Annotated in this window: 23 protein-coding genes; 6 read left to right on the top strand and 17 right to left on the bottom strand. The window is 72.9% G+C overall.

Going from position 1 to position 19179, the window contains the following annotated elements; genetic code table 11:
• The first annotated feature begins 7 nt into the window (after positions 1-7).
• Complete coding sequence (locus tag HDR73_RS11975; RefSeq protein WP_231692863.1) at positions 8-595, top strand: DUF998 domain-containing protein; 588 nt, start codon at positions 8-10, stop codon at positions 593-595.
• Positions 596-623: 28 nt separating this feature from the next.
• On the opposite strand, the gene HDR73_RS11980 is transcribed toward HDR73_RS11975, so the two are convergent.
• The 13 genes from HDR73_RS11980 to HDR73_RS12040 form a co-directional block, all read right to left on the bottom strand.
• Positions 624-2603: a bifunctional copper resistance protein CopD/cytochrome c oxidase assembly protein gene (locus HDR73_RS11980; protein WP_041464776.1), complete on the bottom strand. Its 1980-nt coding sequence runs from the start codon at positions 2601-2603 to the stop codon at positions 624-626.
• 132 nt (positions 2604-2735) lie between these two features.
• Entirely contained in the window at positions 2736-3023 is a 288-nt protein-coding gene (locus tag HDR73_RS11985) for an HU family DNA-binding protein (RefSeq protein ID WP_012039622.1), read from the bottom strand.
• Between the two features lie 131 nt (positions 3024-3154).
• Positions 3155-3460 (bottom strand): 30S ribosomal protein S14, encoded by a 306-nt coding sequence (gene rpsN / locus HDR73_RS11990; RefSeq protein WP_012039623.1) that lies wholly within the window; start codon positions 3458-3460, stop codon positions 3155-3157.
• A gap of 2 nt (positions 3461-3462) precedes the next feature.
• Positions 3463-3630 (bottom strand): 50S ribosomal protein L33, encoded by a 168-nt coding sequence (gene rpmG, locus HDR73_RS11995; protein WP_012300279.1) that lies wholly within the window; start codon positions 3628-3630, stop codon positions 3463-3465.
• Entirely contained in the window at positions 3630-3866 is a 237-nt protein-coding gene (gene rpmB / locus HDR73_RS12000; protein ID WP_012039624.1) for a 50S ribosomal protein L28, read from the bottom strand. Before rpmB ends, rpmG begins: the two co-directional genes overlap by 1 nt.
• A gap of 194 nt (positions 3867-4060) precedes the next feature.
• Positions 4061-4504, bottom strand: a complete 444-nt coding sequence (locus HDR73_RS12005) for a Fur family transcriptional regulator (RefSeq protein ID WP_012300280.1) — start codon at positions 4502-4504, stop codon at positions 4061-4063.
• Entirely contained in the window at positions 4501-5427 is a 927-nt protein-coding gene (locus HDR73_RS12010; RefSeq protein WP_012300281.1) for a metal ABC transporter permease, read from the bottom strand. Before HDR73_RS12010 ends, HDR73_RS12005 begins: the two co-directional genes overlap by 4 nt.
• On the bottom strand, positions 5424-6362 hold the full coding sequence (locus tag HDR73_RS12015; protein WP_012300282.1) for a metal ABC transporter ATP-binding protein: 939 nt from the start codon (positions 6360-6362) through the stop codon (positions 5424-5426). The genes HDR73_RS12010 and HDR73_RS12015 overlap by 4 nt, the downstream gene beginning before the upstream one ends.
• Positions 6359-7306, bottom strand: coding sequence for a metal ABC transporter substrate-binding protein (locus tag HDR73_RS12020; RefSeq protein ID WP_012300283.1), 948 nt, complete (start codon positions 7304-7306; stop codon positions 6359-6361). The genes HDR73_RS12015 and HDR73_RS12020 overlap by 4 nt, the downstream gene beginning before the upstream one ends.
• Before the next feature lie 69 nt (positions 7307-7375).
• Positions 7376-8776 carry a dihydrolipoamide acetyltransferase family protein gene (locus HDR73_RS12025; RefSeq protein WP_041464777.1) on the bottom strand — a complete coding sequence of 467 codons (1401 nt, stop codon included), beginning with the start codon at positions 8774-8776 and terminating at the stop codon, positions 7376-7378.
• Between the two features lie 60 nt (positions 8777-8836).
• Complete coding sequence (locus HDR73_RS12030; RefSeq protein WP_012300285.1) at positions 8837-9802, bottom strand: alpha-ketoacid dehydrogenase subunit beta; 966 nt, start codon at positions 9800-9802, stop codon at positions 8837-8839.
• Between the two features lie 86 nt (positions 9803-9888).
• The gene (locus HDR73_RS12035; protein WP_012300286.1) at positions 9889-11001 is read right to left on the bottom strand and encodes a thiamine pyrophosphate-dependent dehydrogenase E1 component subunit alpha; all 1113 of its coding nucleotides are present in this window, start codon (positions 10999-11001) and stop codon (positions 9889-9891) included.
• 9 nt (positions 11002-11010) lie between these two features.
• Complete coding sequence (locus HDR73_RS12040; RefSeq protein WP_012300287.1) at positions 11011-12126, bottom strand: pyridoxal phosphate-dependent aminotransferase; 1116 nt, start codon at positions 12124-12126, stop codon at positions 11011-11013.
• 70 nt (positions 12127-12196) lie between these two features.
• Here HDR73_RS12040 and HDR73_RS12045 point away from each other — a divergent pair, with 70 nt between their 5' ends.
• Entirely contained in the window at positions 12197-12592 is a 396-nt protein-coding gene (locus tag HDR73_RS12045) for a phage holin family protein (RefSeq protein ID WP_012300288.1), read from the top strand.
• Positions 12593-12600: 8 nt separating this feature from the next.
• Here the strand turns inward: HDR73_RS12045 and HDR73_RS12050 are convergent, their stop codons facing one another.
• Positions 12601-13962 carry a hypothetical protein gene (locus tag HDR73_RS12050; RefSeq protein WP_012300289.1) on the bottom strand — a complete coding sequence of 454 codons (1362 nt, stop codon included), beginning with the start codon at positions 13960-13962 and terminating at the stop codon, positions 12601-12603.
• The gene (locus HDR73_RS12055; RefSeq protein WP_012300290.1) at positions 13959-14270 is read right to left on the bottom strand and encodes a hypothetical protein; all 312 of its coding nucleotides are present in this window, start codon (positions 14268-14270) and stop codon (positions 13959-13961) included. The genes HDR73_RS12050 and HDR73_RS12055 overlap by 4 nt, the downstream gene beginning before the upstream one ends.
• Positions 14271-14402: 132 nt before the next feature.
• Here HDR73_RS12055 and HDR73_RS12060 point away from each other — a divergent pair, with 132 nt between their 5' ends.
• Together HDR73_RS12060 and purB are read left to right on the top strand one after the other, a co-directional pair.
• Positions 14403-14930 (top strand): low molecular weight protein-tyrosine-phosphatase, encoded by a 528-nt coding sequence (locus HDR73_RS12060; RefSeq protein ID WP_012300291.1) that lies wholly within the window; start codon positions 14403-14405, stop codon positions 14928-14930.
• 13 nt (positions 14931-14943) lie between these two features.
• Positions 14944-16326, top strand: a complete 1383-nt coding sequence (purB, locus tag HDR73_RS12065; RefSeq protein ID WP_041464778.1) for an adenylosuccinate lyase — start codon at positions 14944-14946, stop codon at positions 16324-16326.
• A gap of 119 nt (positions 16327-16445) precedes the next feature.
• On the opposite strand, the gene HDR73_RS12070 is transcribed toward purB, so the two are convergent.
• Together HDR73_RS12070 and HDR73_RS12075 are read right to left on the bottom strand one after the other, a co-directional pair.
• Complete coding sequence (locus HDR73_RS12070) at positions 16446-16715, bottom strand: hypothetical protein (protein ID WP_012300293.1); 270 nt, start codon at positions 16713-16715, stop codon at positions 16446-16448.
• Positions 16716-16717: 2 nt separating this feature from the next.
• On the bottom strand, positions 16718-17392 hold the full coding sequence (locus HDR73_RS12075; protein WP_012300294.1) for a hypothetical protein: 675 nt from the start codon (positions 17390-17392) through the stop codon (positions 16718-16720).
• A gap of 324 nt (positions 17393-17716) precedes the next feature.
• Here HDR73_RS12075 and ppgK point away from each other — a divergent pair, with 324 nt between their 5' ends.
• Positions 17717-18601, top strand: a complete 885-nt coding sequence (ppgK, locus tag HDR73_RS12080) for a polyphosphate--glucose phosphotransferase (protein WP_012300296.1) — start codon at positions 17717-17719, stop codon at positions 18599-18601.
• Positions 18602-18673: 72 nt separating this feature from the next.
• A partial coding sequence (locus HDR73_RS12085) for a glycerate kinase (RefSeq protein ID WP_287136451.1) occupies positions 18674-19179 on the top strand: 506 nt, incomplete at its 3' end.

Raw genomic sequence — 19179 nt, forward strand, 5'->3', positions numbered from 1 at the left:
CGAGGCGATCGCCGCGTCCGCCTTCCCCGGTTACAGCTACTCCGCCAACTACATCAGCGACCTCGGCGTTCCGGACGTCGCCGTGTTCCAGGGCCGCGCCATCGACTCGCCGCTGCACGCGGTGATGAACGCCGGCTTCATCCTGCAGGGCGTGCTCTACCTGCTCGCCGCCGTCATCGCGACCCGGGCCCTCCGCGCCGGCCCCCGCCGGACGTTCCTCGCCCTCGCCGCGGTGCACGCCGTCGGGATCACGGTGGTCGGCCTCGTCCACGGCAGCGCCTCGAGCGCGGCGAGCGGCATCGGCTGGATGCACGTGGTCGGGGCGGGGCTCGCGATCATCGCGGGCAACGCGGCCTCGATCGTCGCGGGTCTCGGATCCGGCCGCGTCGGCGCCGCGCGCGTCTTCCGCATCGCGAGCGTCGCGCTGGGCGTCGTCGGCCTCATCGCGGTCGCGCTGCTCGAGGTGCTCGGCGGGTCGGACATCGACGGGATCTGGGAGCGCGGATCCGTCTACACGGTCACCGCGTGGGAGCTGATGACGGGCATCGCCGTGCTCGTCGCCGCCCGCCGCCGCCGCGGGAGCACGCGCGACTGACCCGCGCCACCCGGTCGGGCAGGAGGGCTCAGCGCCGCTCGGCCGCCTGCAGCGCCTCGAGGTTGCGGTTGTACGCCTCGAGCTCGGCGTCGCCGTCGCGGTCGGCCTTGCGGTCGTACCGGACCGAGTCCCGCTTGTCGCTCTTGCTCCACATGATCGCCGTGACGATCGCCAGCACCACCGTCGGGATCTCCCCGATGCTCCACGCGATGCCGCCGCCGGCCTGCTGGTCGGCCAGCGCCGACTCGCCCCACGGCCGCCCCATCGCTCCGAACCAGTCCGCGAGCAGCAGCCCGGTGCCGGTCATGAGCGAGAGGCCGAAGAACGCGTGGAACGCCATGGTCGCGAGCAGCAGCAGCAGGCGCATCGGGTAGGCGAGGCGCACCGGCATGGGATCCACGCCGATGAGGTTCTGCGTGAAGAGGTACCCGACGATGAGGAAGTGCACGATCATCCACTGGTGCCCGATGTGGTCGGTCGTGGCCCAGCTGAACAGCGGCGAGTAGTAGAAGACGAGGAGCGAGCCGGCGAAGAGCACGGCAGCCACGACCGGGTGGCCCACGAACGACGCGAACTTCGAGTGCATGGCCATGAGGATCCACTCGCGGCCGCCGCGGCTGCCGTCCTGCCGCTTGCGGATGGCGCGCATCGCGAGCGTGACGGGGGCGCCCGGCACCAGCAGCAGCGGGATGACCATGGCGAGCACCATGTGCGCCAGCATGTGCGAGCTGAAGAGGTACTTCTGGTAGACGTTCACGCCGCCGTTGGTGATGTAGAAGAGGCCGATCATGCCCGCGACCCAGAGGATCGTGCGGTGCAGGGGCCACGCGTCGCCGCGCGTGCGGAGGCGGTGCACGCCGGCGAGGTAGAAGAAGATCCCGAAGGCGCACAGCAGGATCCAGAGCAGGTCGAAGTTCCACTCGGTGAGGTAGCGCATGGGCGTCAGCTCGGGCGGCAGCGGCTCGCCGGTGAGGATCTGCGCGGGCGTCGGATCCGGAAGCTGCGTCGCGACGACCTGGCTCACGGGCGGCGCCGTGCGGGCGAGAGCCGCGGCGACCCCGGACGCGACGCCCATGAACGCGAGCTCGGCGGTGACGAGCCACCAGAACGGCCCGCGCGCCGCGGATCCGCGCTCCTCGAGCCGGCCGATGAGCACCCGCCGGTACGCGGCGCCGAAGAGCCCCAGCGCGAGGAGCGCCGCCACCTTGATCAGCACGAGCAGCCCGTACGCGGTCAGCAGCCGGTCGAGCGAGCCTACGCGGATCTCGGCGCTCACGTACCCGGAGGCCGCGACGACCACGAAGCACACGAGCGCCACGGCGGAGTAGCGGCGCAGCACCGGCACGAGCCGGTCGCCGTCGAGCTTCGACCGCAGCAGCGCCAGCGTGACCAGGCCACCCAGCCAGATCGCGGCGAAGACGAGGTGCAGGCCGAGCGCGTTGACCGCGGCGTCGTGCCCCTCGGTGCCGCCCGCGTGGCCCTGCTGCGCCATCGGCACGAGACCGCCCACGGCGATGACGAGCACGAACGCGATGGCCGTGTGGTTGCGGACCGCGAAGCACAGCACCGTGACGGTCGCCGCGATCAGAGTGGTCGCGAGCCAGGCCTGGCCCACGGAGATCTGCGTCAGCACCAGGCCGAGGCTCGTGCCGAACTCCGCGCTGAACGAGAACGCGGTGCCCGAGACGCTGAGGAAGGTGAAGAAGGCGGTGATCGCGGAGGCGACCGTCCAGAGGGCGGCGCCCGCGGCCGCGATGTCGAGCGCGCGGCCGTACTCGGGGCGCTGGCGCGACAGGGCGAAGGCCGCGAGCAGCAGCGCGCCGATGGCCGTCGCCGCGGAGATGTTCACCATCATCTTCGCCGCGGGCAGCCCGTAGCGGACCACGGGCCCGGCGTCCTCGAGGAGCTGCGGGGCGGCACCCCCGCCGATGGCGAGGGCGGCCAGCAGGGAGAGGAACGCGACGATGAGGAGGGCGGCGGGCCCCGCGACGCGGAGGAGTCTGGGCATGAGGGGATCAGCCTAACTCGCCCGTCCTGACGGGCGGCTGGCGGCCGTCGGCACCCGCGCGACCGGCCGGGAACGCGACAGCGGGGGCGTCGACCGGAGTCGACGCCCCCGCTGGGCGTGTGGTGAGGAGGACTACTTGACGGCGGCCTTGAGCTTGCTGCCGGCGGAGACCTTGACGCCCTTGGACGCCTTGATCTCGAGGGGCTCGCCCGTCTGCGGGTTGCGGCCGGTGCGCGCGGCGCGAGCCGTCTGCTCGAACGCGACCCAGCCCGGGATCGTGACCTTCACGCCGTCGGCGACGTTGGTCGCGACGGTCGAGAAGAGCGCGTCCAGGACGCCGTTGACGGCGGCCTGGCTCTGGCCCGACTCCGCGGCGACGGCGGCAACGAGCTCGGTGCGGTTGAGTGACTTGTCAGCCATGGGTGTCCTCCTCGGACCTGGTGCCGTTCTTCACGAGCGGCCGTGTGGTGGATGGGGTCTGTCTACGTCAGCGGACCGTGCGAGCCGAAGAGGCCATCAGCGGTCCGTTCGGCCGTACGGCCGCTTGGAACCTACCAGCTGGACTTCGTGATGCCCGGAAGCTCGCCGCGGTGGGCCATGTCACGGAAGCGCACGCGCGAGATGCCGAACTTCGACAGGTTGCCGCGGGGGCGTCCGTCGATGCCGTCGCGGTTGCGGACGCGGATGGGCGAGGCGTCGCGCGGGAGGCGCTGGATGCCGGCGCGGGCGGCCTCGCGGCTCTCGTCGGTGCCGTTCGGGTCCACGAGGGCCTTCTTCAGCTCGAGGCGCTTCGCGGCGTACCGCTCGACGATGACCTTGCGCTGCTCGTTGCGGGCGATCTTGCTCTTCTTGGCCATGGTTAGCGCTCCTCGCGGAAGTCGACGTGCGTGCGGACGACCGGGTCGTACTTCTTCAGCACGAGGCGGTCGGGGTTGTTGCGGCGGTTCTTGCGGGTCACGTACGTGTACCCGGTGCCGGCCGTCGAGCGGAGCTTGATGATCGGACGGACGTCCTGCTGCTTGGCCATTAGATCTTCACCCCACGAGCGAGGATGTCCTTGACGACGGACTCGATGCCGCGGGCGTCGATGACCTTGATGCCCTTCGCGGAGAGCGTGAGCTTGACGTTGCGACGCAGCGAGGGGACGTAGTACGTCTTCTTCTGCACGTTCGGGTCGAAGCGGCGCTTGGTGCGCCGGTGCGAGTGCGAGATGTTGTGTCCGAAGCCGGGGACGGCGCCGGTCACCTGGCAGGTTGCTGCCATGGTTTCCTCCGTAGGTACCGTAGGGCGAGACCGCCCTACCCAAGATTTCTTGTCGGCACGCCCGTCCCCGGTTCTCGAGAGAAGGGGATCCGCCCCTCGGGAGGGGCAGCGGGCGCACATGCGAGCGGATGAGCCGCTCGGCAAAGGTCGAGATTACGCGACGACACGCCCGGACGCAAGCCGGGGGCCCGGGATCATGCGGATGCGGGGGCCTCGGCGACGCCGGCCGTCGGCCCGTCCGCCGCCTCGGCAGCGCGGCGCGTGCACTCGGCGCAGAGCCCGAAGACGTCGACCACGTGGCTCGGCGCGGTGAAGCCGTTGCGCGCCGCGACGTCGTGCGCCCACGACTCGACCTCGTCGGCCGCGATCTCGACGGTCTTGCCGCAGACGCGGCAGATGAGGTGGTGGTGGTGGCCGCCCGATGCGCACGTGCGGTAGAGCGCCTCGCCGTCGGGCGACTGCAGCGAGTCGGCGTCGCCCTCCGCGGCGAGGTCGCCGAGCGCGCGGTAGACGGTGGCCAGCCCGATCGGGGATCCCGCGTCGTGCAGGCGCGCGTGCAGGCGCTGCGCGCTCACGAACTCCGTCGATGCGTCGAGCGCCTGCCGGACGGCCTCGCGCTGCCACGTGTTCCGCTTCATGCCCGTGCCCTCCCGGCGGTCGATCCTCCCCGCCCCGTCAGGGTACGCGTCCCGCCCGACGTGCCGCTGCGCGCCCGGAGGGCGCCGATGCCGCGGCAGACGAGGTAGATCGTGAACGAGATGGTGGTGACGTACGGGCTGATGGGGATGCTGCTGCCGAGCGCGAGCATGATGCCGCCCACGATGCTCGCGAGGGCGAACAGCACGCTGAGCGAGACGACCACGCGCGGCGTCGAGGAGACGCGCATCGCCGCGGCCGCGGGCGTGACCAGCAGCGAGAGCACGAGCAGCGCGCCGACGATCTGGATGGAGACCGCCGTGCCGAGGCCGAGCAGGATCATGAAGACGATCGAGAGCATCCGCACCGGGACGCCGCGGGCCGCGGCCACGTCGGGGTCGACGCTCGCGAACATCAGCGGGCGCCACACGACGGCGAGGCCGACGATGACGACGGCGCTGATGGCCACGAGGTAGCCGAGCTGCGGGTTGTCGACCGACACGATCTGACCGGTGAGCAGTCCGAACTTGTTGCTCGCGCGTCCGTCGTAGAGGGCGAGGAAGAGGATCCCGAGGCCCAGGCCGAACGGCATGATCACGGCGATGATCGAGTTGCGGTCCTTCGCCCGCGTGCCGAGCACGCCGATGGCGATGGCGGCGATCAGCGAGCCCACCAGGGATCCGCCGACCACGTTGACGCCGAGCAGCAGGGCCGCCGCGGCTCCCGCGAACGAGAGCTCGCTCACGCCGTGCACCGCGAAGGCGAGGTCGCGCGTCATGACGAACACGCCGATGAGGCCGCCCACGACGCCGAGCACGGCGCCCGCGATGATGCTGTTCCGCAGCAGCGCGACGAGCGCGCCGTAGTCGGAGAAGTCGAACAGGCGCGACCAGACGTCGCCCGCGTCGGCGAGGAGGTGGATCACGCGGCCCTCCCGTCGGTCGAGCCGACGGCGCCCTCGGGGCCCGCGGCGTGGGAGCCCGCGGCGTCGGAACCTGCGCCCTCGGGGCCCGCGGCGTGGAGGCCGTGCGGCCCGTGGTCGCCGTGCTCGTCGTGATCGTGGTCGGCGTGCGAGTGGTGCCCGTGCGGGTCGTCGGTGGCGCCGACCACGACCACGCGGCCGCGTACACGCACCACGTCGACGGGTGTGCCGTAAAGCGAGCTCAGCACCTCCGAGTCGAGGACCTCATCGGGCGTGCCGATGCGGAACCGGCCGCCTACGAGGTACAGGACCCGGTCGACCATGTCGAGCACCGGGTTGACGTCGTGGGTGACGAACACGACGGCCGCCTCGGTCTCCCTGCGGTGCCGGTCGATGAGCTCGCTGACCACGCGCTGGTGGCCGAGGTCGAGGCTGAGGAGCGGTTCGTCGCAGAGGAGGAGCCGCGGATCCGACGCCAGGGCCTGGGCCACGCGCAGCCGCTGCTGCTCGCCGCCCGAGAGCGTCGCGACCGGGGCGTCCGCGTAGGCCGTGGCGCCGACCGCGTCGAGCAGCTCGTCGACCCGGGCCCGCTCGGCCCGCCGGCTGATCGGCAGTCCCCAGCGGTGGCCGGTGACGCCGAAGCCGACGAGGTCGCGCGCCCGCACGGGCGTGGCCGCGGTGATGAGCTTCTGCTGCGGGATGTAGCCGATGCGCCGCGCACCGCGGCGCATCGGCTCGTCGAGGAAGCGCATCTCCCCCGACGTGAGGCGCTGGGCGCCGAGGACGGACTTGAGGAAGCTGGTCTTGCCGGATCCGTTCGGACCCAGCACCGCGACGAACTCGCCGGGTGCCACGTCGAGGTCGAGTCCGCTCCAGAGGGTGCGCGCGCCGAACGCGAGCGTCGCGTCCCGGAGGCTCAGGACGGGTGCGCCGGTCACGATCCCCGGATCGCGGAGGCCACGGCGTCGACGTTCTCGGTCATCCACTCAACGTACCCGCTGCCCGCGGGCAGGTCGGCGGGGAGCGTCTCCGTGACCGGGACCACCGGGACGCCGGCGGCCTTCGCGGCGGCGACCACCTGGTCGGTCGTGGCACCCGTGGTCTGCGAGTTGTAGACGAGCGCGGCGACCTTCTTCTCGGCGAAGAGCGCGAGCGTCTCCTTGAGCACGTCGGCCGGGACGTCGGTGCCCTCCTCGACGGCCTCGCTGAACTCGTCCGGCGTGCGGTTCTCGAGGCCCATGGCGCTCGTCATGTAGAGGGGCACGGGCTCGGTGATCGCGACGCCCTTGCCGGTGCCCGCGGGCTTCGCGGCGGCCTCGGCCTGGGCGATGCCGTCGAGCTTCGCGGTGAACGCCTGCTCGTTGGCCTCGAACGTGGCGGCGCCCGGAGCGTCGGCCTTCGAGAACGCCTGCTCGATCTCCTCGGCCAGCTTCTTCATCGTCGGCATGTCGTACCAGACGTGCTCGTTGAGCTCGCCCTCGGCCGGCTTCTGGTCGAAGCCGGAGATGTCGACCGCGTTGAGCAGGACGGGGCTCTTCCCGCCGGGGAGCGCCTTGATCATGGTGTCGACGAAGTCGTCGTAGCCGCCGCCGTTCTGGATCACGATGTCGGCCGTGGAGAGCGCCAGCTGGTCGCGCGAGGTGGCCTGGTACTCGTGGGGGTCCTTGTCGGGGCTGTCGATGATGGACGTCACCTTCACGTCGTCGCCGCCGATCTGCTGCGCGATGTCGCCGTAGACGTCGGTCGAGGCGACGACCTCGAGCGTGCCCGTGCCGGACGCCGACGCATCGGCGGAGGGGGTGGTGGATCCGGATGCGCAGCCGGCGAGCGGGACGGCGAGGAGCGAGACGGCGAGCAGGGCGGTGAGGGGGCGACGGTTCATGGATCCGACATTACGGTATTGATAACCACTCTCAAGACCACGGCGCCCCCGCTGTGGAGGGCGGCCCCCTCACTCCAGGAGCAGCGCCGGCTCCTCGATGATGCTCGCGACGTCCGCCAGGAACCGGCTCGCCACGTCGCCGTCGACCACGCGGTGGTCGAAGCTCGCGCCGATGGTCGTCACGAAGCGCGGACGCACCTCGCCGTCGACGACCCACGGCTTCTGCTTGATCGTGCCGAGCGCGACGATCGCGACCTCGCCCGGGTTGAGGATGGGCGTGCCCGTGTCCATCCCGAAGACGCCGATGTTGGTGATCGTGATGGTGCCCTGGCCCATGTCGGCCGGGGTCGTCTTGCCGTCGCGGGCCGTGAGCGTCAGCTGCTCGAGCGCGCGGGCGAGCTCCAGCAGCGACATGGCCTGCGCCTCCTTGACGTTCGGCACGACGAGCCCGCGGGGGGTCGCGGCGGCCACGCCGAGGTTCACGTAGTGGCGGACGATGATCTCCTGGTCGGTCCACGAGGAGTTGACCGTGGGGTTCCGGCGCACGGCCCAGATCATCGCCTTCGCCATGATGAGCAGCGGCGAGACCTTGACGCCCGCGAAGTCGGTGGACGCCTTGAGCCGCTTGACGAACTCCATCGTGCGCGTGGCGTCGACGTCGACGAAGAGGCTCACGTGCGGCGCCTGGAACGCGCTCTGCACCATGGCCGCGGCGATGACCTTGCGGACGCCCTTGACGGGGATCCGGTCCTCGCGCGCATCCGGCCACTCGGGCGTCTCGATGTTCTTGAAGACGCTCGCCTGCTGGGCGGTGCGGATGACGTCCTCGCGCGTGATCTCGCCGACGAGCCCGGTGGCCTCGACCTCGGCCAGGTCGACCTCGAGGTCCTTAGCGAGCTTGCGGATGGGGGGCTTCGCGATGATCGGCACGGCCGAGGCGGCGGGCACCGAGTCCGGACGCGGGGCGCGGGCGGCGGGGGCTCCGGCCTGCGCGCCCGGGCGGGCGGCGTGGCGCGCGGCCGGGGCGGCATCGCCCGGCTCGGCACGGCGACGCCGGCTCGCGACCTTGCCGACCGTGCCGTATCCCACAAGCACGGCACCGGAGGTCTCGTCTGCGGCGGGAGCGGGCGCCGGCTCGCGGTTCTCGATGGCCGTGTCGTCCTCGATCACCGTCTCGCCGGGCAGCGCCATCTGCGCGGGCGTCTCCGCGGGCCCGGACACGCTCGGCGAGCCCTGCGCGATCGCGATGATCGGCGTGCCCACCTCGACCGTCTGGCCCTCCTGCACGAGCAGGCCGGAGACCGTGCCCTCGAACGGGCTCGGCAGCTCGACGAGCGACTTCGCGGTCTCGATCTCGACGATCACCTGGTTGAGCGCCACCTGGTCGCCCGGCTGCACGCGCCACGAGACGATCTCGGCGTCGATGAGGCCCTCGCCCACGTCGGGCAGGGTGAACTCGGAATCAGCCATCGTGCGGTCCTTGTCATCGTGCCGCTGGGGAGCGGCGGGCATCTGTGCGGCGGGCGGCGTCTAGTAGGCGAGCGAGCGGTCGACGGCCTCGAGGATGCGGTCGGCATCCGGGAGGTACAGCGTCTCGAGCTTGGCGGGAGGGAAGGGGGCGTCGAAGCCGGAGACGCGGATCACCGGCGCCTCGAGCGAGTAGAACGCGCGCTCGGTGACGGTGGCCGCGATCTCGGAGCCGACGGACACATGGCCGGGCGCCTCCTGCGCGACGACGAGGCGGCCGGTGCGCTGGACCGACTCGAGGATGGGGCCGTAGTCGACGGGCGACAGCGAGCGCAGGTCGACGACCTCGACGCTCGTGCCCTCCTCGGCGGCGAGCTCGGCGGCCTGGAGCAGCATCGCGACCATGGCGCCATGGCCGACGAGCGTGACGTCGGTGCCGGAGCGCACGACGCGGCTCTCGTGCAGGCCGAGGCCCGGAGCGGAGAGGTCGACCTCGCCCTTCGGCCGGTAGCGCGCCTTGGGCTCGAAGAACATGACCGGGTCGTCGCTCTGGATGGCCTCCTGGATCATCCAGTAGGCGTCGTGCGGGGTGCTCGGGCTCACGACGCGGAGGCCGGGCGTGTGCGCGAAGTACGCCTCGGGGCTCTCCTGGTGGTGCTCGATGGCGCCGATGTGGCCGCCGTACGGCACGCGGATCACGACGGGCATGCGCACGGCGCCCTCGTGCCGGTTGGTGATCTTGGCGAGCTGGCTCGTGATCTGGTCGAAGGCCGGGTAGATGAAGCCGTCGAACTGGATCTCGCAGACCGGCCGGTAGCCGCGCATGGCGAGCCCGATGGCCGTGCCGACGATGCCGGACTCGGCGAGCGGGGTGTCGATGACGCGGCGGGCGCCGAAGTCGCGCTGCAGGTGCTCGGTGATGCGGAAGACGCCGCCGAGCGGACCGATGTCCTCGCCCATGAGCAGGACCTTGTCGTCGTCCTCGAGCGCGCGGCGGAGGCCGGCGTTGAGGGCCTTCGCCATCGGCATGGTCTCGATGCCGGCGGGGGCTCCCGCGCTCGGGGTGGCGGCGTCGTCGGATCCGGCGGGCGTGGCCGCGCGGTCGATGGTGTCGGTCATCGGTTCCCCTCCAGGGAGGCCTCGTAGCGCTCGAGCCACTCGCGCTGCTCCGTCGTGACGGGGTGCGGCTCCGAGTAGACGTGGTCGAAGATGCCGGGCAGCGCGGGGCTGGTGAGCTCGATGGTGCGGCGGCGGACGTCGGCGGCGAGGTCCTTGGCCTCCTCGTCGATGCCGTCGAAGAGCGACTGCGGCGCGCCCTGGTTTCGCAGGTACGCCTCGAGCCGGGCGATCGGGTCCTTGGCAACCCAGCCCTGCAGCTCGTCGTCGGTGCGGTACTTCGTGGGGTCGTCGCTCGAGGTGTGCGCGCCGACGCGGTACGTGAGCGCCTCGATGAAGGAGGGGCCGCCGCCGTTCCGCGCGTCGTCGAGGTGCTTGGCCGTGACGGCGTAGCTCGCGAAGACGTCGTTGCCGTCGACCTGGGTGCTGGGCACGCCGAAGCCGCGGGAGCGGAGGTAGAGGGGCGTGCGCGACTGCGTGCTGACGGGGACCGAGATCGCCCAGTGGTTGTTCTGCAGGAAGAAGACCTGCGGGGTCTGGAAGCTCGCGGCGAAGACGAACGCCTCGCTCACGTCGCCCTGGCTGGTGGCGCCGTCGCCGTAGTAGGCGATGACGGCGGTGTCGCGGTCCGGGTCGCCCGTGCCGACGTCGCCGTCGAACGCGACGCCCATCGCGTAGCCCGTGGCGTGCAGCGCCTGCGAGCCGATGACCAGTGTGTAGAGGTGGAAGTTCGCCACGGCCGGATCCCATCCGCCGTGCGTGACGCCGCGCATGAGGCGGACGATGTCGACCGGGTCGACACCGCGGATCAGCGCGACGCCGTGCTCGCGGTAGGCGGGGAACACGTGATCCTGCGGGCGCGTGGCCCGACCGGATCCGACCTGAGCCGCCTCCTGCCCGGTGCTCGGCGCCCAAAGGCCGAGGTGGCCCTGGCGCTGGAGGTTGGTGGCCTCGAGGTCGAACGCCCGCGTGAGGCGCATGTCGCGGAGGAAGCCGCTGTGCTCGTCCTCCGTGAGTCGCTCGAAGTACGGGAGGAACTCCTCGGCGGAGTCGCTCGGTGCGAGCTCGCCCGCGGGGGTCAGGAGCTGGACCGTCACATCGCTTTCCGGCATCGTCCCAACCTACCGGCGCGCAGGGTGGCCCTCCGGCAGCCCCTGGACAATCTCGGCCGACGCTTTCAGGAGCTTCCGGACAGAGGCCGGCTCGCCGATGGTGACGCGGATGCCCTCGCCCGCGAACGCGCGCACCACCAGCCCGGCGGCAGCCAGCTGCGCCTCCACCTCGGCGGTCTCGGTGCCCGTGGCCAGCCAGACGAAGTTACCGTGGGGTCGCGGCACATCCCATCCCTGCTCGGTGAGGGCGCGCCAGGCCTCGTCCCGGTCGCGCGCCAGGACGGCCACGCGCTCCAGGAGCTCGTCCTCGTGCTCGAGCGACGCCAGCGCCGCGTGCTGCGCATGGCCCGTGACGGACAGCGGGATGGCGGCGGAGCGGGCGGCGTCGAGGATGCGCGGGTGCCCCACGGCGTAGCCGATGCGGAGGCCGGCGAGGCCGTACGCCTTCGAGAAGGTGCGGAGGACGACGAGGTTCGGGTGGTCGGCCACGAGGCGCATGCCGTCGAGGGCATGCTCCTTCCCGACGAACTCGCCGTACGCCTCGTCGAGCAGCACGAGCACGTCGCGCGGGACGGCGGCGAGCAGGCGCTCGAGGTCGGCCTCCGTCACGAGGGTGCCGGTGGGGTTGTTCGGGGTGCAGACGATCACGACGCGCGTGCGGTCCGTGAGGGCCGCGATCATGCCGTCGACGTCGTGCGAGTGGTCGGGCAGGTTCGGGACGGGCACGCCCGTGGCTCCCGCGACCGTGATGAGCGTGGGGTACGCCTCGAAGGAGCGCCACGCGTGGACGACCTCGTCGCCCGGGCCCGCGGCGGCCGTGATGAGCTGCGAGAGGATCGCGACGGATCCCGCGCCCGCGTGGACGTGGTCGACCGTGACGCCGAAGCGCTCGGCGAGCGCGGTGCGCAGCAGGGTCGCGCCCGCATCGGGGTAGCGGTTCACGTCGCGCACGGCGTCGAGCGCCGCGAGGACGGAGGGCAGCGGCTCGAACGGGTTCTCGTTGCTGGAGAGCTTGAAGTCGTCCTCGCCGGCCGGCTTGCCCTGTCGGTAGGCGACCATGGCCGCGATGGCGGGACGGAGCCTGACGGGCGCGGCGTCGTCGAGGGGCGCGGGTTCGGGGATCACCGGGCGATTCTACGGGCGGGTCACCGCCTGGCCCATGGTCCGCGCGGGCGGCGTCTGCGAGGATCGCCGCATGCCCCGATTCCTCGTCCGCGTGGTCGTCAACGCCGTCGCGCTCTGGCTCACCACCCTCATCGTCTCCGGCACCATCGTGACCGCCTACGAACCGGGCGACACCACGGCCACGGTGCTCACCTACCTGCTGCTCGGCGCGATCTTCGGCGTCGTGAACGGCGTGATCGGCACGGCCATCCGGATCGTGGCGTTCCCGCTCTACATCCTCACGCTCGGCCTCATCGCGCTCATCGTCAACGGGCTGCTCTTCCTCCTGGTCGGCGCCATCTCCGACGCGCTCGGCTTCGGCCTCACGGTCGAGGGATTCTGGTGGGGCGTGCTCGGCGCCCTGCTCATGGCGTTCTTCAGCTGGCTGGTGGGTCTCGTCCTCCGCCCGGTGACCTCGAGGGCCTGACCCGCGGGTCACATCCCACCGCCCGGTGCACCCGACGGCCTGATCGGTCCGCGCTCCGCCCGGTAGAGGTGGGAGGCGACGGGCGTCGCCCCGTCGAGGAACCCGTGGAGCTCGTCGCGCGCGCGCTCCAGGAGCGGCGAGCGCGATGCGTCCATCTCGGCCGCCGTCTCCCGGTAGGTGTCGAGCTCGTGCGCGCCAAGCGGACCCGCCTGCGCGGTCGGCGCGAAGGCAGGGGTGCGCACCACGACGTCGTCGCCCGCGTCCCCCTCCGACGTCCGCGCGCCCCCGAGCGCGGGGACGGGGTCGTCCGTGTGCTCCACCGCCACGCCGTCGATCCCCTCGCGGATCGGCAGCTGCCCGACCGGGGAGCCGAACGTGAGCTCGTGGGTGACGTGGAAGCCCGGCGCGTCGCCCACCGACCGCGCGAGGATCCCGCCCATCGAGTAGCCGATGACGTAGACCTCGTCGTCCGCGGTCGCGCCCGCGTCGCGGAGCGCAGTCTCGGCCGCGTGGACGGCGGATCCGCCCTCCGTGGCGAGCGCGGCTACCGCCGAGGCGGGTCCGAAGTCCTCGCGCCCGGTGCGCGGATCCAGGGTCACCATGCCGCCGAGGTACGCCACGAAGCGGCGGCGCCCGTCCGGAGCGCGGTACTCCTCGACGCGCATCTGCGGGGCGCCGGGGACCGGGTCGGGGATCCGCTCGGAGAGGTCGCCCAGCGTCGCGGGCGCCGATCGGAGGGCGTCACGGCGGACGCGGACGGTCGCCGGCGCGTCCCGGAGCAGGCCCACCGCGCCCAGGGCGGCGAGGAGGCCAGCGGTCGTCTCGCGCACGCCGTCGTCGCCAGCAGGGCGCCCCGGCAGGAAGCGCGTGGCCGAGGCCGCGATGTCCGAGACCACGTCGCGGAGGACGCCGGGGAGCACGATGCGGCCGGGCCCGTCGGGATGGAGGGCGAGCATGCTGCCGACGCCCAGCAGCCGGAGCCCGCCCAGCCTCAGCGGGTCGGGCTCGCCGCCGATGCCGCCCAGCAAGGCGCGAGCCGCATCCGTCGCACCTTCGCCCGAGGCGGATCGCACGCAGCGGTCCACGTCCCGCTCCCCGTCCACGTACTGGGCGGCGACGCGGCGCAGGTCCGCGGCGAGCGCCCGCGCATCGTGTGCGGCGGAGGCCAGGAGGCCGCGCGGGGCGTCGAGGGCCGCATCGTGATCGCCCGTGATGGAGGCCACCAGCGGCGGCAGGGCGAGCGCGCGGGCATGGTCGTCCAGGCGCCCGCCCGCGTCGTCGAGCCGCGCGGCGATGCGCGTGAGGTCGTCCGTCTCGACCGCGGTGCCGCCTCCCTCCGTGACGGTGAGCCCCGCGACCGCCGCGGTCACGCGTGCGCTCCGGGGCAGCCGGGCGCGGACGCGTCGTGGAGGAGGGTGCCGGCGAGCGCCACGCGGCCGGCGAGGTCGTCGAGGGCACGGACGAACGCGTCGTGCGCGCGGCCGGACCACGACGGGTCGTCCCGGCAGGACGCGATGTCGCGCTGCGTCTCCGCGACCGCATCGGCGATGGCGGCGAGCGCGTGCGCGCGCGTCAGCGCCTCCGCGCGGAGCTGGCCGGGTGTGCTCCCGCTCCCCCGCCCCGTGCCGCCGAGCGGATCGCCGCCGCCCGCATCCCATCCGCCCGGCTGTTCCCGCATCACGTCCCGTCCTCTCCCGTGGGCCCGCATCGTGCGCCGGCGGCGACCAGGGCCAGCCGCCGGGGGCCGCATCCGGGGGACGGGCCGCGGATCGGGGATGTGGGGAGGGACCGCAGCCGACAGAATGAGCGCATGGGAGCCCCCGACTCTCCGGCCGCGACGGCTCCACCCGTCTTCCGGATCGCCTTCGTCTGCACCGGCAACATCTGCCGCTCCCCCATGGCGGAGGTCGTCTTCCGGGACCTGGTCCAGCGGGCCGGGTACGCGGACCGCGTCTCCGTGACGAGCGCCGGCACGGGCGACTGGCACGTGGGCGAGCAGGCGGACGCGCGGACGCTCGCCGCGCTCGAGCGCCGCGGCCTGGCCGGATCCGCGCACCGCGCCAAGCAGTTCGACCCGGACACGCTCCCGGACCTCGACCTGGTCGTCGTGTTCGATCGCGGACAGGAGCGGACGCTGCGGCAGTGGGCCAGGACGGAGGCGGACCGGGCGAAGATCCACCTGCTGCTGTCGTTCGATCCTCCACAGGCCCACCTGCGGGACGTGCCCGACCCGTACTACACGGACGCGGCGATGTTCGATCGGGTTCTTGGGATGATAGAGCGAGCCGCCCGGGCCCTCCTCGCGCAGGTGGAGCCCGGCATCCGTCCCCCCAGCTAGGAGATCCCCCCGCATGAGCCCGTTGCCCCCGCAGGTGCTGAGCCCCCTCGACGGCCGCTACGCCCCCGTCGTCACCGAGCTCGGCGAGCACCTCTCGGAGGCGGGCCTCAACCGGGCGCGCATCCACGTCGAGATCGAGTGGCTCATCCACCTCACCGACCGGTCGCTCCTCTCCTCCTCGCCGTTCACGGACGAGCAGAAGACGGCCCTGCGCGAGGTCGTCGAGGGCTTCGGGCAGGAGCAGATCGACGCGCTCGCCCGCGTCGAGGCCGTCACCCGGCACGACGTGAAGGCCGTGGAGTACTTCGTGCGCGACCGCCTCGAGGAGCTCGGCCTCGGCCACGTCGCGGAGCTCACGCACTTCGCGTGCACGAGCGAGGACATCAACAACCTCTCCTACGCGCTCGTCATCGACCGCGCCGTGCGCGAGGTGTGGCTGCCGAAGCTGGTCTCCGTCATCGGCGCGCTGCGCGAGCGGGCCCTCCTCTTCCGCGACGACGCCATGCTGTCCCGCACGCACGGGCAGCCGGCCACGCCCACCACCCTCGGCAAGGAGCTCGCGGTGTTCGTGCACCGGCTCGAGCGCCTGCGGGCCGACGTGGAGGACGTCGAGGTGCTCGGCAAGTTCAGCGGCGCCACCGGCACATTCGCCGCGCACCTCGCCGCCGACGCGGACGTCGACTGGCCCGCGGAGTCGCGCGCCTTCGTCACGTCGCTCGGGCTCGTGTGGAACCCGCTGACCACGCAGATCGAGTCGCACGACTGGCAGGCCGAGCTCTACACGCGCATCGCCCACGTCAACCGCGTGCTGCACAACCTCTGCACCGACGTGTGGACCTACATCTCCATGGGGTACTTCCGGCAGATCCCGCAGGCCGGCGCCACCGGCTCGTCCACCATGCCGCACAAGATCAACCCCATCCGCTTCGAGAACGCGGAGGCGAACCTCGAGCTCTCGGACGCGCTGCTCGACTCGCTGGCGTCCACGCTCGTCACGTCGCGGCTCCAGCGCGACCTCACCGACTCGACGACGCAGCGCAACGTCGGCGTCGCGCTCGGGCACTCGCTGCTGGCGCTCGACAACATCGGGCGCGGGCTGCTCGAGATCGACGTCGACCGGGCGCTGCTCGCGGCCGACCTCGACGGAAACTGGGAGATCCTCGGCGAGGCCATCCAGACCGTCATCCGCGCCGAGATCGTGGCGGGACGCAGCTCCATCAGCGACCCGTACGCGGTTCTCAAGGAGCTCACGCGCGGCAAGCGCGTGGGGCGCGACGAGATGCGCGCGTTCGTCTCCGGGCTCGACATCGGGGACCAGGCCAAGGCGCGGCTGCTCGAGCTGACCCCGGCGGGCTACGCGGGGCTGGCGTCGCAGCTGGTCGACCACATCCTCTGAGCCGGCTGGCCCGGGGGCGGAGGTGCGGGGATCCGCGGCTCGGCCCCCGGACCCGACGCGGTCGAGTGGCGTCAGGCGGTCAGACGGTCAGGAGGGCCGGCCGGGTGTCGCGACGACGCTCAGTGCCGGGTCGGCCGATCCGGGTGGTCCTGGTCGTCCATGTCCTGCAGCTCGTCGCGGTTGGGCTTGAACGACAGCACGAGCATGGCCATCATCACGAGCGCGCCGATGAACGCAACGCCCGTGAAGACGATCACGACCGTCCAGCCCTGGGCGTCGGCCGGCCGGGTGCTGAGGGCCACGATGAGGCCCACGAACGCGGCGAGCACGCCCGCGATGCCGAGCAGCTCGGCGGGGCGCATGCGGTCCTTGCGGATGTTGGAAGTCACGGTCAGCTCGCGCTCTCGGTGGTCCGGGGGGCGTCCGCCGCGGAGGTCGCGGTGGGCGTGGAGGTGCCCCATTTCATGCTCAGGGCGGCGATGACCAGGAAGACCCCGACGATCGCCGCGTAGGCGCCCAGGAGGCCGACGGCCACGACGGGAGCGGTGAGCTGGCCCTCGCGCTGCTCGACCCCGCCGTACTGCACGACGAGGTCCGGCGGCACCAGGAGGAAGGCGACGGCGAGGACGACGGTGAGCGCGCCGGCGGTGACGGCGTCGGTGGCGCCCGGCACGCGGCCGCGCGAGCGCAGGCCGGCGACGAGCTCCAGGAACCCGGTGACGACGGCCCAGACGCTGACGACGTAGAGGAGCACGAGCACGCCCCCGTCGCGCGCGAGCAGTGCGGCGACGCCGGCCACCGCGGTGATCGCGCCCTGCACGATGGCGCCGGTGCGGATCCGCGCGGCGGGACCGCGGAGGACCCGGGCGCCGAGGCCCGCGGTGATGGGCCCGGAGAGGATCGCGAAGACCCCGAACGCCACGAGGCCGAGGGACGGCGAGTGGTCGGTGGAGAAGGTGATGAACGCGGCGAGCGCGAGGGCGGGCAGTGCGCGCAGGAGGAGCACGGGCCAGTACGCCGCCCGGAACGTCAGCTCGTCCTCGGACACGGCAGCCTCTTTCTCCATCCCGGCCAGCCTACTCGGTGGGTTCCTGGGCGGATGCTCGGCCGGGCGCCGCGGCGACGGTCCTGCCGGGCTGGCATAGGCTCGATCCGTGACGAGTCCCCTCCCCCGTCTGGCCGCCGCGGCGGCCGGTGCGGTCGTCGGGCTCGCGGTCGTCTGCGCCGTGGGCGTGGCCTGCGGGATCGTCTACGCGAACCGGGCGTTCTGAGGCGCGGCGGCCCCGCGGCCGACGGCCCGGGATCCACCTGCCGGGCCGCTTGATCCGCCGCTCCGCCCGCCGCGCACCCGCGCCCCGCAACCCGCAACCCGCAACCGAGAGGCCCCGCCGTGCCCCAGCCCGAGACCGCGCCGCGGCCCGCCTCCGAGACCGGCCGCGCGGCAGGCGGGTTCATCCCCGTCGACCGCGCCGTCGTCGCCGCGCCCGAGGGCGCCGCGGAGCACCTCGCCCGTCGCGACCGGCTGGCTCTCGGGATCGACATCGGCGGCACGACGCTCAAGGCCGGGATCGTCGACGTCACCACGGGGATCCGGCTCACCGAGCGCATGACCGTCGCGAAGCCCGTGGGCGGCGAGCCCGAGGACATCGCGGACGTGATCGCCGAGATCGTGCTGGAGCTGACGCCCGACGAGGACCTGCCCGTGGGCGTCGGCGTCCCCGGCATCGTACGGGACGGCATCGTCCGCTCCTCCGCCCACATCTCCGACCGGTGGCTCGGCATGGACGCGCGCACCGCCATCCGCGAGCGCAGCGGGATCGACGTCCTCACCGTCAACGACGCCGACGCCGCGGGCGTGGCCGAGCTCGAGTACGGCGTGCTGCAGGGCCGCGACGGCCTCGTGATCCTCACGACGCTCGGCACCGGGATCGGCACGGCGCTGCTGCACGACGGCACGCTCATCCCGAACAGCGAGCTGGGACACGTGCACATCGACGGCGGCGACTACGAGATGCAGGCCGCGTTCTCCGCCGTGCGCCGCGAGGGGCTGACCTTCGAGGCGTGGGCGGCGCGGCTGGAGCGCTACTACCGGCACCTCGAGTCGATCATGTCGCCCGACCTCATCGTCGTCGGCGGCGCGGCGGCGCACGAGTTCGCGCGCTTCTCCGGGTTCCTGCACCTCGACACCGAGATCATCGCGGCGAGCCGGGGCAACGACGCCGGGCTGGTCGGGGCGGCGCTGCTCGCGCACCGGGCGGGCGTCGCGCCCGACTGATCCGGCGCGGTACGAGCCGGGACGAGCCGAGCCGACACGCTCCCGCCCGCCGCGGACCGGCAGACTGGCCGCATGAGCACCGCCGCTCCCCGCCCGCTGCGCGTCGTCCTGTCGCCCGACTCGCTCACCGGATCCGCCACCGCCGTCGAGGCCGCCCGTGCCCTCCGCCGCGGCTGGCTCCGCGCGCGGCCCGGCGACGACGTGGTGATCGCGCCCATGGCCGACGGCGGGCAGGGCACGCTCGACGTGCTCGCGGCGGCCGTCCCGGGAGCGCGCCGCGTACCCGTCCGCGTCATCGGACCCGACGACCGGCCGGTCGACGCGCACTGGCTCCTGCTGCCCGACGGCGCGGGTGTGGTCGAGGTCGCGTCGACGAGCGGGATCACGCTGCTGGATCCGCTCCGCCCGCTCACCGCGCACACCCGCGGCTTCGGCCAGGCGGTCCGCGCGGCCCTCGACGCCGGAGTCCCCCGCCTGCTGCTCGCGCTCGGCGGCAGCTCCTCGACCGACGGCGGCGTGGGCGCGCTCCGCGAGCTGGGCGCACGGGCGAGCCGCGCCGACGGCTCCCCGGCGGGCGA

Source organism: Clavibacter sp., from assembly GCF_014802555.1.
GTDB lineage: Bacteria > Actinomycetota > Actinomycetes > Actinomycetales > Microbacteriaceae > Clavibacter > Clavibacter sepedonicus.